The 13,956-nt window shown below is 68.7% G+C and carries 16 protein-coding genes (1 of these 16 only partly in view); 10 read left to right on the forward strand and 6 right to left on the reverse strand.

Translation table 11 applies throughout. From position 1 onward, the window contains the following. Both EI73_RS05960 and EI73_RS05965 read left to right on the forward strand, forming a co-directional pair. A protein-coding gene (locus EI73_RS05960; RefSeq protein ID WP_034385080.1) for a response regulator crosses the window boundary here: on the forward strand, positions 1-510 show its 3' portion. The gene continues 75 nt to the left of window position 1, outside the view; only the last 510 of its 585 coding nucleotides appear in the window; its start codon lies beyond the left edge, outside the window; its stop codon occupies positions 508-510. Between the two features lie 231 nt (positions 511-741). Beyond that, positions 742-1,926, forward strand: a complete 1,185-nt coding sequence (locus EI73_RS05965; RefSeq protein WP_034385082.1) for a pyridoxal phosphate-dependent aminotransferase — start codon at positions 742-744, stop codon at positions 1,924-1,926. Positions 1,927-1,947: 21 nt separating this feature from the next. Here EI73_RS05965 and EI73_RS05970 read toward each other — a convergent pair whose 3' ends face one another. Beyond that, positions 1,948-2,547: a nitroreductase gene (locus EI73_RS05970; protein WP_034387826.1), complete on the reverse strand. Its 600-nt coding sequence runs from the start codon at positions 2,545-2,547 to the stop codon at positions 1,948-1,950. Between the two features lie 64 nt (positions 2,548-2,611). Between EI73_RS05970 and EI73_RS05975 the strand changes: the two genes are divergently transcribed. Next, entirely contained in the window at positions 2,612-3,367 is a 756-nt protein-coding gene (locus tag EI73_RS05975; RefSeq protein WP_034385084.1) for an AIM24 family protein, read from the forward strand. 22 nt (positions 3,368-3,389) lie between these two features. Here EI73_RS05975 and EI73_RS05980 read toward each other — a convergent pair whose 3' ends face one another. Next, entirely contained in the window at positions 3,390-3,854 is a 465-nt protein-coding gene (locus EI73_RS05980) for a hypothetical protein (RefSeq protein ID WP_034385086.1), read from the reverse strand. A 98-nt stretch (positions 3,855-3,952) separates the two neighbouring features. Between EI73_RS05980 and murG the strand changes: the two genes are divergently transcribed. The 6 genes from murG to ftsZ all read left to right on the forward strand — a co-directional run bounded on the left by murG (position 3,953) and on the right by ftsZ (position 10,665). After that, positions 3,953-5,038: an undecaprenyldiphospho-muramoylpentapeptide beta-N-acetylglucosaminyltransferase gene (gene murG, locus EI73_RS05985; RefSeq protein ID WP_034385088.1), complete on the forward strand. Its 1,086-nt coding sequence runs from the start codon at positions 3,953-3,955 to the stop codon at positions 5,036-5,038. A gap of 26 nt (positions 5,039-5,064) precedes the next feature. Further along, complete coding sequence (gene murC / locus EI73_RS05990; RefSeq protein WP_034385091.1) at positions 5,065-6,462, forward strand: UDP-N-acetylmuramate--L-alanine ligase; 1,398 nt, start codon at positions 5,065-5,067, stop codon at positions 6,460-6,462. Beyond that, on the forward strand, positions 6,459-7,346 hold the full coding sequence (locus tag EI73_RS05995; protein WP_034385094.1) for a UDP-N-acetylmuramate dehydrogenase: 888 nt from the start codon (positions 6,459-6,461) through the stop codon (positions 7,344-7,346). The genes murC and EI73_RS05995 overlap by 4 nt, the downstream gene beginning before the upstream one ends. 44 nt (positions 7,347-7,390) lie before the next feature. Further along, entirely contained in the window at positions 7,391-8,131 is a 741-nt protein-coding gene (locus EI73_RS06000) for a cell division protein FtsQ/DivIB (protein WP_034385097.1), read from the forward strand. Next, positions 8,131-9,483 (forward strand): cell division protein FtsA, encoded by a 1,353-nt coding sequence (gene ftsA, locus EI73_RS06005; protein ID WP_034385100.1) that lies wholly within the window; start codon positions 8,131-8,133, stop codon positions 9,481-9,483. The genes EI73_RS06000 and ftsA overlap by 1 nt, the downstream gene beginning before the upstream one ends. 93 nt (positions 9,484-9,576) lie before the next feature. Beyond that, positions 9,577-10,665 carry a cell division protein FtsZ gene (gene ftsZ, locus EI73_RS06010; RefSeq protein ID WP_034387829.1) on the forward strand — a complete coding sequence of 363 codons (1,089 nt, stop codon included), beginning with the start codon at positions 9,577-9,579 and terminating at the stop codon, positions 10,663-10,665. A gap of 100 nt (positions 10,666-10,765) precedes the next feature. On the opposite strand, the gene pfkA is transcribed toward ftsZ, so the two are convergent. The 4 genes from pfkA to EI73_RS06030 are packed head-to-tail and all read right to left on the reverse strand — an operon-like array spanning position 10,766 to position 13,390. Beyond that, entirely contained in the window at positions 10,766-11,776 is a 1,011-nt protein-coding gene (gene pfkA / locus EI73_RS06015) for a 6-phosphofructokinase (protein ID WP_034385102.1), read from the reverse strand. A 28-nt stretch (positions 11,777-11,804) separates the two neighbouring features. Beyond that, the gene (gene rsmI, locus EI73_RS06020; RefSeq protein ID WP_034385104.1) at positions 11,805-12,647 is read right to left on the reverse strand and encodes a 16S rRNA (cytidine(1402)-2'-O)-methyltransferase; all 843 of its coding nucleotides are present in this window, start codon (positions 12,645-12,647) and stop codon (positions 11,805-11,807) included. A 38-nt stretch (positions 12,648-12,685) separates the two neighbouring features. Continuing rightward, positions 12,686-12,916, reverse strand: a complete 231-nt coding sequence (locus EI73_RS06025; RefSeq protein WP_034385106.1) for a hypothetical protein — start codon at positions 12,914-12,916, stop codon at positions 12,686-12,688. Positions 12,917-12,961: 45 nt separating this feature from the next. Then, positions 12,962-13,390: a hypothetical protein gene (locus EI73_RS06030; protein WP_034385109.1), complete on the reverse strand. Its 429-nt coding sequence runs from the start codon at positions 13,388-13,390 to the stop codon at positions 12,962-12,964. Positions 13,391-13,491: 101 nt separating this feature from the next. Between EI73_RS06030 and EI73_RS06035 the strand changes: the two genes are divergently transcribed. Beyond that, entirely contained in the window at positions 13,492-13,944 is a 453-nt protein-coding gene (locus EI73_RS06035; RefSeq protein ID WP_034387831.1) for a 23S rRNA (pseudouridine(1915)-N(3))-methyltransferase RlmH, read from the forward strand. Positions 13,945-13,956: the final 12 nt, after the last annotated feature.

Genomic DNA, 13,956 nt, shown 5'->3' on the forward strand with positions numbered 1-13,956 from the left:
GACGTGGTGGCTGAGGCTGCCGACGGCCTGCAAGCCCTAGAGGCCTGCCGTGCGCTCCAGCCGGATGCCGCCCTCCTCGACGTGAAGATGCCCGGCCTGACCGGTATCGAGGTGTGCGAGCGGCTGCGGCTCACCCACCCGCAGATTGTCAGCGTGCTCATCACCACCTTCGCCGAGCCGGCGATCATCCAGGCAGCGCGCGGTGCCGGGGCGCGCGGATACGTCAGCAAGGAGATGGACCCCGAGCAGCTCGCGCAGCACCTGCGCGACATCATCGCCCATCCGGAGGTGGACCGCCTTCCACAGGTGGAGGTGCCCCGGCTGACGCCGCGTGAGTCGGAGGTGCTGCCCCTGCTCGCCCAGGGCTACTCCAACAAAGAGATTGCCAAGAACCTGGGTGTAAGCCCCGACACCGTCAAGGACCACCTGGCGCGGCTGTACGCCAAACTCGACGCCGGGGACCGCACCGAAGCCGTCAGCCGCGCGCGCAGCATCGGCCTGTTGGGGTGAAGCGGGAACGACGTGCCGCCACTGCGCGAATGGACCGCGGTCAAGGCACACCCTTCCCCTGCGCACAGCCCTGACGGCGTCCCTGTCCGGCGTGCCAGCCTGAGGGCACTGTTCCTCAGATGAGGCGACCGGGAGCCGTGGTCCACGCCGCCGGGCCTGGGGTTTGGCCTCCCGTACCGCTTCTAGCCCGCCCGGCCCACCTCTCCCCAGGCCACCTGTACCCTCTGCGGTATGAGCGGCCCCTCCTCTCTTCCCTCCCCTTTCCGGCTCTCCGCGCGTGCCCTCAGCCTCAATCCCTCGGCGACGGTGGCCGTCACGTCCCGCGCGCTGGAGCTGCGGCGAGCTGGCGTGGACGTGCTCTCGATGAGCGTGGGCGAGCCCGACTTCGATACGCCGCCGCACATCAAGGCCGCCGCACTTCAGGCCATCGAGGCGGGGAAAACCAAGTACACGCCCGTCAACGGCCTTCCCGAGCTGCGCGAGGCGATCAGCGCGAAGTTCGAACGGGAAAATGGCCTCAGCTACGCCCCCGACGCCGTGACGGTGACAAGCGGCGGGAAGCAGGCCCTTTTTAACGCCTTTTTCGCCCTGCTTAATCCCGGAGACGAGGTGCTGATTCCCGCGCCGTATTGGGTGAGCTACCCGGAGATGGTGGCCCTCACCGGGGCGGTACCGGTCGCCGTGCCGACAGCGCCCGAAACGGGCTTCCTGCTCGATCCACAGGAGCTGGAGGCCCGTGTGACGCCGCGCACGCGGATGATCGTGCTCAACAGCCCCGGCAACCCCACGGGCGCGGTGTTTCCGCCGGAGGTGCTCGCGGCGGTGGCAGAGGTTGCGCAGCGTCACAACCTGGTGATCGTGACCGACGAGATGTACGAGCACCTCGTCTACGACGCCGAGCAGGTCAGCATCGGGCGGTACGCGCCGGAACATACCCTCACGGTCAATGGCGCGAGCAAGGCGTACGCGATGACCGGCTGGCGCATCGGGTACGCGGGTGGACCGCGGGACGTGATCGCCGCGATGAACGCCCTGCAATCCCAGAGCACCAGCAACGCGAGCAGTATCAGTCAGTACGCCGCCCTCGCCGCCCTGACGAAGCACGAGGAGACGGCGCGCTTTACCGCACAGGCTCGGTGCGCCTACCGCGAGCGCCGGGACCGGATCGTGGCCGGGCTGAACGCGCTGGGCCTGCCCACCCCCATGCCGCAGGGGGCCTTTTATGTCCTGGCCGACACCACCCGGATTCACCCGAACGAATTGGAGGCTGCCCGCCGCCTGCTCGACGAGGCTCGGATCGCCGTTGTTCCCGGCACCGACTTCGCCGCGCCCGGCCGGGTGCGCCTGAGCTACGCCACCAGCCTGGAGAGCATCGAGGAGGTGTTGCGGCGTCTTGGTGCCGTGGTGGGGGCCTGACGCGGCGCTTCTGTGCGTCCATCAATCTTCCGACTCGACCCAACGCACCTTGTCCTCGACGGGGCGGCGTTCCCCGGCAGGCCACTCGCCCCGCGGGTAGCCCAGATACACCAGGCCCATCATGCTCGCCCGTTCTCCGAAGCCCAGCGCCTCGCGCGTCTGCGGATGCAGGCTGGCGGCGTTGGTGATCCACTTGCTGGCGATCCCCAGCGAGCGGGCCGCAAGCATCAGGTTCTGCACCGCGCAGGCAACCGCCCACTGCTCCTCGTGCAGCGGCATCTGCGGCTTTTGGGCGGGTTCTACGGCCACCGCCAGCCAGACGGGCGCGAGGCGCTGCCGCTCGCGCTGGGCCCGCAAGACCTCCGGATCAGGGGCCGCCTCGCCCTTCAGCCGGGCCAGCGACGCGGCAAGCACCCCCGCCAGCCGCATTCGGCCTTCTCCCGTGAACACCACAAAGCGCCAGGGTTCGGTTTTTCCGTGGCTGGGAGCCCAATTGGCGGCCTCGAGCAGCGTCAGCAGCACCTCGTGGGGAATCGGATCAGGCTTGAGGTCTTTGAGCTCTACCGTGCGGCGTTCGCGGATCGTCGTGAGCAGGTCGAGCGGTGCGGAGAGGACCGTCATGTCCACAGGGTAGGCCAAAGCGCCGCGCGGGAACTTTTCCGTATCTGTTCCCGTACCCGGCAGCATGACCAACCCTGACGGCAGTTACAGTCTCCGCGATTTCCTGGCCCAGACCGCCGAACGCGACAACCCCGGCGAGGTGTTCGAGCTGGAGAGCAGCAAGATGTTGGAGGTCCGGGTCAATGGCCGCATCTGGAGCAAGCTGGGCGCGATGGTGGCCTACAAGGGGAACCTCTCCTTTAGGCGCGAGGGCACGCTGGAGGGCGGCCTGATGAAGGCGCTGAAGCGCGCGGTGAGCCAGGAGCTGAGCCCCCTGGCCAAGATCGAGGGCCGTGGCGTGGCGTACCTGGCCGACCAGGGCAAGGAGATCCAGATTCTGCGCCTGGCGGGAGACGCCCTCAACGTGAATGGCAACGACCTGCTCGCCTTCGAGGACAGCGTGAGCTACGACATCACCATGCAGCGCCGCGCGGCGGGCATGGCGGCGGGTGGTCTTTTCAGCGTGCGGCTCCAGGGACACGGGCTGGTGGCGATTCTCAGCCACGGCAAGCCGCTCACGCTGCGGGTGACGCCGCACGAACCGATCTTCACCGACCCCAACGCGACGGTTGCCTGGAGCGGGAACCTCCAGCCGCAACTGCGCATGGACGCCTCGCTGCGCTCTATCTTCGGGCGCGGCGGCGGCGAGACGTACCAGATGGTTTTTCAGGGGGACGGCTTCGTGGTCGTGCAGCCCTACGAGGAGTTCGAGCAGGGGTTCGGCGGGGACGAGAGCCACGGCGGCGGGATCGGCCGCAGCATCGGGGACCTGTTCGACTGAGCGTCGCGGAGGGCGGCCCTCCTCAGCGCAGCATGGACTTCACGTGCCCGGCGATGGCTTCCTGACCTGTTCTGCCGAGCTGGTCGGTGGCTGTCCGGCCGTACTCCACGTCCTGATCCAGAATCAGGTAGTCCTCATCGAGGTCGGCTTCCAACGTCTCGCCCAGGAGCGTCTTGACCGTATCGATGTGGGCACCGTTCGCCGCGAGTTCGAGGGTGCTGAGATAGGCTCCGTTGGAGCTCAGCACCTCTAGGCCGTACGTGAGGGTGATCGCGCAGCTCTTGTCGGTAGACCACTTCACGCCCCGGGCCTGAAGGGCGCGCTGGAGGGCGGCCGTCATATCGCGGGCCAAGGCCGCATTCGCCTTGCCGTCCACGTACACGAGCGCAGTCGGCGTGCACAGGTCATCGGGGTGGACATCCTTCAGGCTCAGCGCCGCAGCACTGGAGAAGGAGGCGAGCAGCAGCAGAGACAGAAGGTTTTTCATGACCTCCTCATCCTAAAGGAAGTCTGGGGTGGCAGGTGCCGCCTTCGCGTTCCTCCTGCCCTCTCCCCCGTCCTGGCCGGGGCGGTACACTCCCCCCGATGAGTCTGGTGGTGATGGCAACGGGGGGCACGGGAGGGCACATCTATCCGGCGGTCGCGACCGCGTTTGAGCTGATGGGGCGCGGGCACGACGCGCTGCTGCTGGGGCAGCGGGGCGGAATGGAGGAACGGGTGGCTGCTGAGGCGGGCCTGCGCTTTCGTGGCGTGGACGCGGGAAAACTTGCGCGCAGCGGGCAGGGCCGCCCCGATCCCCGCGAGCTGCTGCGGGCGGTGCGGGGCCTGGCACAGGCGCGGGCCTTTTTGAGGGAGATGCAGCCCGGTGCAGTGGTGGGCTACGGCGGCTTTGCCAGCCTGCCCGGCGTGCTGGCCGCGCAGAGCCTGGGCCTGCCGACCGTACTGCACGAGCAAAACGCCCGGCTGGGCCTCACGCAACGGCTGGCGGTGGGCCGAGCACGCGCCGTGGGCACGGCCTACCCGCAGGTGGTCGGCCTGCCCAAGAGCAAGGCGACCCTGGTCGGCATGCCGGTGCGCGAGGAACGCCAGCCGCGGGCAGAAGCCCTTGCGCGGCTGGGGCTGCGAGCGGGTTCCCTCACCCTGCTGGTGATGGGCGGCTCGCAGGGATCGCTGGCCCTGAACCGTGCGGTGCCGGACATGCTGAGGCGCATCTTCGGGGCGGAAGGCCGCACGCCGGAAGGGCCGGTGCAGGTGCTGCACTCGACCGGGCCGCGCTGGCTTTCGGAGGTCGCCCCGCGCGTGGCGGACCTCCCCTGGTACCACGCGGTGAGCTACGTCGATGCGGTCGCGGCGTGGTCGGCGGCGGACCTGGCCATCACGCGGGCGGGGACCGGCACCCTCGCGGAGGCAGCCTTTCACGGCGTACCGCTGGTGATGGTCCCGCTGCCCGAGTCGGCAGAAAACCATCAGCTTCACAACGCGCGCCAGGTGCAGGCGGCCGGGGCGGGCCGCGTGGTGGAGCAAGCGGACCTGGCAGAAACGCTGGGGAAGGCGGTGCTAGAGTGTGCGGCGTCGGGCACGCGCGCGGCGATGCGGGAAGCGGCCCTCGGGCGCTCCCCGGCGGGCGCGGCAGGCCGTTTCGCCGATCTGGTGGAGCGGCACCTGCGCTGACAACGCGCCCTTTCCCCTTTCCCACCATGACTGACTCTCCCCCCCGCTCCAGTGATTCGGCTTCTCTCCAGTCCCCACCCCTGCATTACCACCTGATGGGCATCGGCGGCATCGGCGTCAGCGCCTTTGCCAGGCTCCTGGCCGCCCGTGGCATCCGGGTCAGCGGGTGTGACACGCACCTGTCCGAACTCACCGAGCAGCTCGCGCGCGAGGGCATCGAGGTCACGCTCGGCCATAACCCCGCCCACCTGCGGGGAGTAGATGTGCTCATCGCCTCCGAAGCGGTGCCCAAGGACCACCCGGAGCTTGTCGCCGCGCGGGCGGCAGGCGTGGAGGTCCGGCCCCGAATGGCTCTGCTGGACGAGCTGCTGCGCGCAGGTCCCTCGGTGGGCGTGATCGGCACGCACGGCAAGACCACCACGACCTCTATGATCGCGGTGGCGATGCAGGGCGCGGGGCTGGACCCGGCGGCCTTCGTGGGTGGCATCGTGCCCGAGTTCGGCGCCAATGCCCGCCTGGGAACGGGGCCCTTCGTGGCCGAAGTGGACGAGTCCGACCGGGGCTTTGCGGCTCTGGCGTGCGAGACGGCGGTCTTCACAAACGCCGAGGACGACCACGTAGGCGGCAATCAGGCGACCTATTGGGAGACGGTGGAGCAGCAGCACGCCGCCTTTGCGCGCTTCGTGGGCCAGGCGCGCCGGGTGCTGTACTGTGCCGACTGGCCGGGGCTGGAGACGCTGGTCAGGCGCGCCGGGGAACGCCTGAGCTACGGGCAGGCCGAGGAGGCCACCTACCGCGCGGTGAGGCTCCGTCCAGACGCAGAGGGCACGCACTTCACCGTCACGCGCTGGGGCGAGGTGCTGGGTGAGGCGCGCGTTGGCCTGCCCGGCACCCACAACGTGCTGAATGCCCTCGCGGCCCTGGCCGTCACCGACCTGTACGGCGGAGACTTCGGGGCCGCCGCCGCCGCGCTTGCCGCCTTCCGGGGACCGGGCCGCCGCTGGCAGCGCGTCGGAGAGCTCAATGGAGCGCTGATTATCGATGACTACGCGCACAACGCCACCAAGGTCGCAGCGGCGGTACAGGCCGCGCGGCAGACCGGACGCCGCGTGCGGGTGGTGTTTCAGCCGCACCGCTACCTCCGCACCCAGCAGTCGTGGCCGCGCCTGGCCGACGCCCTGATGGCCGCCGACGAGGTGCTGGTGCTGGATATCGCGGCGGCCTCGGAAGCCCCCATCCCTGGGATTCACGCCACGCTTGTCAGCGACCGAATGACCCGGGGCGGGCACCGCGCGGCGCGGTACCTGCCGGACCGAGCGGAGGTGGTGCGGTACCTGCGCGAGACGGCAGGGCCAGGAGACGTCATCGTGACGATGGGCGCGGGGGATGTGTGGAAGCTCTCACGGGAACTGGTGGAAGCATGACGGCCTCTCCCGTCACCAGGAGCCGCACGGGCGCGCGGGTCGAACGTCTGCCGCTCTCGCGCTTCACCACGCTGGGCGTGGGCGGCGAGGCCGAGGTGTGGTTCGTGGGCACCCATGAGCAGCTCGCGGAGGCGATGGAGGCGCCGTACCGCGTCCTGGGTGGCGGCAGCAACCTGGTCGTGGCCGACGAGGGGGTGCCCGAGCGGGTGATTCGCCTCACCGGGCCCTTTGCGGAGGCCGATCTCGTACCTGATCCGGCCCTCAGCGACCCACCGACGGTGGTGACCGGCTGGGTGGGGGGCGGCATGCCCCTTCCCGGCCTCATTCGCCGGCTTCAGAAGCTGGGCCTGGGCAACCTGGAGGGCACCGTGGGGATTCCCGCTCAGGTGGGCGGTGCGGTGTGGATGAACGCGGGCACCCGCTTCGGGGAGATGTTCGACGGCCTGCACACCCTGGAGCTCGTGACGCCGCAGGGCGTGCGGCAGGTAACTCCCCTGGACCTCGACTGGGGGTACCGCCGTAGCGGCATTCCCCGCGGCCACGTGGTCACCCGCGTGCGCCTGAAGTTGCGCTCCTCCACCCCAGAAGAGGTGCGGGCGAGGATGGACCTGGCCGACCAAGCCCGCAAGGGTCAGCCCAAGATGAAGACACCCGGCTGCGCCTTTAAGAACCCGGGCGGCGTCAGCGCCGGAAAACTCATCGACGAGGCGGGCCTCAAGGGAACCCGGATCGGCAACGCCATGATCGCCCCCGAGCACGGTAACTTCATTGTCAACCTTGGCGGGGCGAGCAGCGCCGACGTCCACGCCCTGCTGAACCTGATTCGGGAGCGTGTGGGCGTGCCCTTGGAACTCGAATACGAACTCTGGCCGGAAGAGGGCTGAGGGCGGGTGGTCCTGCTGGTGCCCAGCGTGGCAGGATAGGCGCCATGACTGACCCGCAGCCGCGCGCCCGGAATCGCCGCATCACCGCGGTCGCCGAGGTGCCGGAACCTCTTTCCAGTGCCTCCGCTCCACCTGCCGTCCCACCCGCCCAGGAGCCTCCGCAGCCCCCAAAAAGGCGCTGGGCACGGGTAGGGTGGTCTCTGGTCGCCGTCTTGGTCGCCGGGGCCTTGGTGGGCAGTTGGTTCGCGTTTCCGATTCGCACGGTGAAGGTACTGGGAAACGTCCGGCTCTCGGACGCGCAGGTACGGCGGCTGGCGGGACTCACCCCAGGGTTTGCCTGGCCCTACTACGGAACCTGGCGCGCCCAGGGTCTGCGCGAGAGCCCCTGGATCCGCTCGGCGGTGGTGACGCGCCGCTTTCCGGACACGGTGACGGTACAGGTGGTGGAGCGGGTGCCCTTTGCGCGCTGGGTACGGCCCGACGGGCAGGTGGTGACGCTGGCGGAAGACGGCAGGGTGTTGCCCGGGGCACGGAACGTCGGGGCGCTGCCACTGCTCAGCGGTTGGGGACCGAACCGGGTGCGAGACGCCCTGTTCGCCCTGCGCGCATTGCAGCGCTACAATGTGCAGTCGGTTGCGTACACCCCATCCGGCCTGACGGTGAAAACAGCCACCGGCTCGCTGTGGAGTGGCGACCTGAACACCCTGCTGAAGTATGCTGGGGCTATCGTGCAATTCCCTGAACAGCAAATCCACATCTACCCCTGGGGGGTGAGCGTCCAGTAATGAAGGACAACCCGATTATTGTGGGGCTGGACATCGGCACCACCAAAATCACCACCGTGATCGGCGAGGTCGCCCCGAACGGGACCGTTGACATCATCGGCGAGGGCAGTGTGCCCAGCGAGGGCATGAAGCGCGGAGCGGTGGTGAATCTGGAGCGCGCCACGCACGCCATTCGCCAGTCGGTGCAGAATGCCGAACGCGTCAGCGGCGTGCGTGTTGAGAGCGTGTTCGTGTCGGTCGCCGGCAACCACGTCAAGGCGATCACCAGCCACGGCCTGGCCGCTATTCGCCGCAACCAGGAGATCGCTCAGTCGGACGTGGACCGCGCCATCGAAAATGCCCGCGCGGTGCCGCTCGACCCCAACCTGGAGATCATCCACACCCTGCCGCAGGAATACGTGGTGGACGGCCAGGAAGGCATCAAGAACCCGGTCGGCATGCACGGCGTTCGGCTGGAGGTGGACGTGCACATCGTGGCCGGGACGGCCGGGCCGCTCCTGAACCTGCGCCGCTGCGTGCAGGAGGCTGGCCTCAAGGTCGAAGGCTTCGTGTTGCAGGCCCTGGCCTCTGGCCTCGCCACATTGGAGGCGGCCGAACAGGCCCAGACGGTCATTGTGATTGACATGGGCGGCGGCACCACCGACGTGGGCGTCTTCAAGCGTGGCAACCTGGCCCACTCGGCCTGCATTCCCATCGGCGGAGACCACGTGACCGGCGACCTCGCCCAGCTGCTCAAGATTCCGCACGAGGAAGCCGAGAACGTGAAGCGGCGGTACGGCGCGGCGCTGCCGGAACTCGCCGACCAGGATCTCACGCTGGAGATCACGACGGCGGGCGGCAGCACGCACGCGATCAGCGCCTTTGAGCTCTCGCGCATCATCAAGCCGCGGCTCTCGGAGATTTTCGGCATGGTCCGCGACGAGATTGATCAGGGGCTGGGGCCGGTCGAGCTTGTCGCGCAGAGCGTGGTGCTCACCGGAGGCGCGAGCCAGCTGCGCGGCACCAGCGAACTCGCTCGCGACCGCTTCCGGCTCCCCGTTCGGCTGGGCCGTCCGCGCGGCATCGGGGGCCTGACCGATATCGTGAGCGGTCCCGCGCACTCGACCGGCGTGGGTCTGGTGCTGTACGGCATCGGGCAGGACGGCAAGGTGCCGCTCTCGGTGTTCCGCGACGAACCGGAGCCGGCCCCCGCACCCAAGGCCGCGGCCAGTGGCGCCAAAGGTGCCGCCCAGTCCCAGGCCAGCGAAGTCACGGTGGTGACGCCCCCGCCGCCGAGTCCTCCTGCCAAAAAGGAGAAGGACAAGGGCAACTTTATGGACCGGGTACGAAGCATCTTCAAGGACTGGTTGTAAGCTGTACCCCAACCGAACTGACGGCTACAGTAAACTACAGCGCATGACAGTGGCTGCCCGCAAAAAAGGCCGGCCGCTTCCGAAGGAGACATGATGCAAGCGGCCAGAATTCGCGTGATTGGCTTGGGCGGGGCGGGAAACAACGCCGTGAACCGCATGATCGAATCGGGACTCGAGGGCGTCGAGTTCATCGCCGGGAATACGGACGCGCAGGTGCTCGCCAAGAGCCATGCCGAGGTTCGCATTCAACTCGGCGACCGCCTGACCCGCGGCCTGGGCGCGGGCGCTGATCCCGAGGTGGGGGAAAAGGCGGCCCTCGAGGACCGCGAGCGAATCAAGGAATACATTGACGGCACCGACATGCTGTTTATCACGGCCGGAATGGGCGGCGGCACCGGGACGGGCTCCGCGCCGGTGGTGGCCGAGATCGCCCGCGAGATGGGGATCTTAACGGTCGCCATCGTGACTCGGCCTTTTCGGTTTGAGGGGCCCAAGCGGGCACGGGTGGCTGAAGAAGGCATCGCCAAGCTCACCGAGCGCGTCGACGGCATGATCGTGGTGAACAACGAAAAGCTGCTCACCGCGGTGGACAAAAAGGTCTCGTTCCGCGAGGCCTTTCTGATCGCTGACCGGGTGCTGTACTACGGCGTTAAGGGCATCAGCGACGTGATCAATGTCGAGGGCATGATCAACCTTGACTTCGCGGACGTGCGCAACATGCTCTCCAACTCCGGCACGGTGCTGATGGGCATCGGCGCGGGCCGCGGCGAGAAGGTGGCCGAGGAAGCGGCGATGAGCGCGATCCATTCGCCCCTGCTTGAGCGCGGCATCGAGGGCGCTCGGCGCATCCTGATCAACGTGACGGGCGGCTACGACCTCTCCATGACGGACGCGAACGAGATCGTAGAAAAGATTCGGGACGCGACCGGCTTCGAGGACCCCGATATCCTCTTTGGCATCACGCCCGACGAGGCCGCCGGGGACGAGGTGCGGGTGACCGTCATCGCGACCGGCTTCAACGAGGGCTCTTTGCCGGCGGGCCTCACCCTGGGCAAGACGGGGAGCCGCGGCACCAGCATCGATACCATCGTACGCCCCGTTCGTGGGCAGTCCGGTGCGAGCGCGTACGACCCCAAGGACTACGACATTCCCGCCTTCCTGCGGAACGTCGGGCGCGACTAAGCGGGACGGAAGAGCGCCAGGGGGCCAGAGCCGCCGCTCGAGGCCCCTTTCGTCTCGGCTTTCCGGCGCAGCTCGCCGCCCAGGGAGGCCGCTTCTGGGTTCAGACGCTGAGCATCTTCGCGCAGCGGTAGAGGTCGCGGCTCACGTCCTTGCGTTTCTCCCAGGTTTCGGGCAGGGGCGTGTACGTGGTCTCACCGTTCACTCGGCCCACCATCACGCCCTTGCGGCCCTCCATCAGCGCGTACACTGCGGCTTCACCCAGGCGGCTCGCCAGCACCCGGTCACTGCTGACCGGCGCGCCCCCGCGCTGGATGTGCCCCAGAATACTGACCCGGGTTTCCAGCCCGGTGCCCGCCTCGATCGCCCGCGCGACCCCCTCCGCACCCCCGGGATACCCCTCCGCGACGATGATGATGGAGCTGGCCTTGCCCTTGGCGACGCTGTCTTGCACGATCTGGACCACACCTTCCACCGGCCGGGGATCCTCGGGGATAAAGACTTCCTCTGCGCCGCCGGAGACGGCCACCTCCAGCGCGATATGTCCGGCATGACGGCCCATCACCTCGATCACGAAGATGCGCTCGTGCGAGGCCCCGGTATCGCGCAGTTTGTCGACCGCATCCAGGGCCGTCTCGACCGCCGTGAAGTAGCCGATGGTGTGGTCCGTGCCGTACAGGTCATTGTCGATGGTGCCGGGAATGCCGATCACGGGAATGCCGTGTTCTTCCTGGAGGAAGTGCGCGCCATGAAAACTGCCGTCACCGCCAATCACGATCAGACCGTCGACCTCCCACGCGCGCAGGTGGGCCGCGCCCTTCGCCCGGCCCTCCGGGGTGCGCCAGGTCGCGCTGCGGGCCGTGAGCAGGAGGGTGCCGCCGCGCTGAATGGTGTTCGCCACGTCTCGGGGGCCGATCAGACGCAGGTCGCCGCGGTGTAGCCCTGAAAAGCCGCGGCGCACGCCCACCACCTCAATGCCCTGAAAGGTGGCGGTGCGGACCACCGCGCGAATCGCGGCGTTCATGCCGGGCGCGTCGCCGCCGCTGGTGAGGACAGCGAGCCGCTTGATCCCGGCCGGATTGGGGTGAGGAGTCAGGTGAGGAATGTCGGTCACAGGGGATCCTTGGGAAAGAGTGAGGACGTCATCTTGCCTGCGTGACCTGGAGGGCCAGCGCATAAGCGTCATTCTTACGCAAACCGTGCGCGATCAGCAATTCCCGGATTTCGCGGGCACTCTTGCCCTCTTCCGCCCAGCCGCGCGCCAGCGCCGCGTGGTTGGGCGCCTCTTCGCCAGGCGTGGCCTCACCCGGCGAACGACCCGCGACCACCACCACCAGCTCGCCGCGCACACCCGCTGCGAAGTGGGCCGCCAGTTCCGCCAGCGTTCCGCGAACCGTCTCCTCGAACTTCTTGGAGAGTTCGCGGGTGACGCTCGCCGGCCGCGTGCCCCCACAAACGCTGGCCAGATCGGCCAGGGTGGCGCAGAGGCGGTGTGGGCTCTCGTACAGCACGGTCGTCTCAGGACGAGCCGCGACGGCCAAGAGACGTTCCTTGCGTTCCCGGCCCGAGCGGGGCAAGAAGCCCTCGAAGGTGAAGCGGGCACTGGGCAACCCCGACAGGACCAACGCGGGGACAAAGGCGGTCGGGCCGGGCAGAACCTCCACCGCCATGCCCGCCGCCACCGCTGCCCGCACCAGCTCTGCCCCCGGATCGCTGATGCCCGGTGTGCCCGCGTCGCTGACGTAGGCGAGGCGAGGATACGCCTCCAGCACCTGTGGGGCACGGTGCATGGTATGGGCGTCGAGGCGCACCAGCGGCTTCCCGATGCCCAGGTGGGCCAGCAGGGCTCCTGTGCGCCGGGTGTCCTCGCAAGCCACCGCGTCACACGCCCGCAGCACCTCCACCGCCCGGAAGGTGAGGTCCCCGAGGTTTCCAACCGGGGTGGGCACCAGCCACACCCGGGGCGTGGGCACCTCAGCCGTCACAGGAGACCTCCAGGGGCCGCGCGCACACCGACTCTGCCCTAATCATTCCCCGCTTCACCTGAGCTGCCGAGCGCTGCGGCCTCGGCCACCAGGCCCGGCGTGGGTTTCAGGCGAATTCGCACCTTGCGGGAACGGGTGAGGGCGCTGGTGATCCGCGCCCGCAGCAGCTCTGCCTCACCGACGGTCACCGTGACGACCGTGCCTTCCGGGAGCCGCGCCCCGATCAGCACCACCACACCATTTTCCACGATGCCCTTGTAGGCCCTCATACGCCCCCCACTCTATTCCTCGGCGGACCCGCACGGCAGCGCACCTCACGCCTCCTCACCCTGGGCCCGGCGTTGCCGCCGCTCCGCTCTGGAGAGCGCCTCGCGCAGGGCCACAATATCGCTCTCGCGCGCTCCACCCAGCCGGGCGTAGCGGTCGATCACCTCCGCGGCCTCGCGCCGGCGGTCCAGGCGCAGCAGGATCAGCGCCAGATGTTCACCCCGCACAAAGTACGCGCGGGGATTTTCGGGATCGGCCGCCACCTGTGCCCGCGCGGCCTCAAGGCGGTCCAGGGTGGCTCGGTGGCGTTTGACCTGCCAGCGCACGAGGTACGTCGCCAGGGCAAAGGTGAGCAGCGCGCCCAGGGTAGAAGCCGTGTACACCGCGGGGACCCCCAGCTGTGTGCCCAGGCGCACCGTCAGCGGAAAACAAAAGGCCAGCACCACCAGCACCGCCAGCGTCGCCGCGTAGTTCACCGGGACCTCGGCAGGACGGCAAGCATGGGGGACAGTTTAGCCCGTGCGGAGTGGAGAGTGGAAAACGGCGGGTCCACGGCCCACGCCCTATCCTCCCTCTGATGCGTCTACACCTGATCACGGTGGGTGAACCCAGGCTCGCCTATGCCCGCGCCGGCTGGGAAGAGTACGAGAAGCGGCTGCGGCGCTACCACCGGGTGCAGGTCACGCGCGTGGCAGGCCGAACACAGGCGCAGGAATCTGAGGCGATAGCCCGTGCAGCGGGACGCGCTCCCCTGATCCTGCTCGACCCGCGCGGCGAGCAGTTCACCAGCGAGGGCCTGAGCGCCTACCTCGACGCTCAGGCCCTCGCTGGTGTGGGTGAACTCGCCTTTGCGGTCGGCGGCCCCGAAGGCCACACGAACGCCCTGCGCGCCGGGGCGCACCGCCTGTGGAGTCTCGGGCAGCTCACCTTGCCGCACGACCTCGCCATGATCGTGCTTCTCGAGGCCCTGTACCGGGCTTCGACCATCAGCGCGGGAGAACCGTACCACCGGGGGGGTGGGCGGGGATGAGGGAAAAGGCCG

Origin of the sequence: Deinococcus sp. YIM 77859 (assembly GCF_000745175.1) — a bacterium.
Classification (GTDB): Bacteria; Deinococcota; Deinococci; order Deinococcales; family Deinococcaceae; genus Deinococcus.

Coding starts and splice junctions, on each gene's coding strand:
- EI73_RS05980 (WP_034385086.1), bottom strand. CDS start 3,854: ATGAAAAACCTTCTGTCTCTGCTGCTGCTCGCCTCCTTCTCCAGTGCT.
- ftsZ (WP_034387829.1), top strand. CDS start 9,577: ATGCAAGCGGCCAGAATTCGCGTGATTGGCTTGGGCGGGGCGGGAAAC.
- EI73_RS05970 (WP_034387826.1), bottom strand. CDS start 2,547: ATGACGGTCCTCTCCGCACCGCTCGACCTGCTCACGACGATCCGCGAA.
- EI73_RS05995 (WP_034385094.1), top strand. CDS start 6,459: ATGACGGCCTCTCCCGTCACCAGGAGCCGCACGGGCGCGCGGGTCGAA.
- EI73_RS05965 (WP_034385082.1), top strand. CDS start 742: ATGAGCGGCCCCTCCTCTCTTCCCTCCCCTTTCCGGCTCTCCGCGCGT.
- EI73_RS06035 (WP_034387831.1), top strand. CDS start 13,492: ATGCGTCTACACCTGATCACGGTGGGTGAACCCAGGCTCGCCTATGCC.
- murC (WP_034385091.1), top strand. CDS start 5,065: ATGACTGACTCTCCCCCCCGCTCCAGTGATTCGGCTTCTCTCCAGTCC.
- ftsA (WP_034385100.1), top strand. CDS start 8,131: ATGAAGGACAACCCGATTATTGTGGGGCTGGACATCGGCACCACCAAA.
- EI73_RS05975 (WP_034385084.1), top strand. CDS start 2,612: ATGACCAACCCTGACGGCAGTTACAGTCTCCGCGATTTCCTGGCCCAG.
- EI73_RS06000 (WP_034385097.1), top strand. CDS start 7,391: ATGACTGACCCGCAGCCGCGCGCCCGGAATCGCCGCATCACCGCGGTC.
- murG (WP_034385088.1), top strand. CDS start 3,953: ATGAGTCTGGTGGTGATGGCAACGGGGGGCACGGGAGGGCACATCTAT.
- EI73_RS06025 (WP_034385106.1), bottom strand. CDS start 12,916: ATGAGGGCCTACAAGGGCATCGTGGAAAATGGTGTGGTGGTGCTGATC.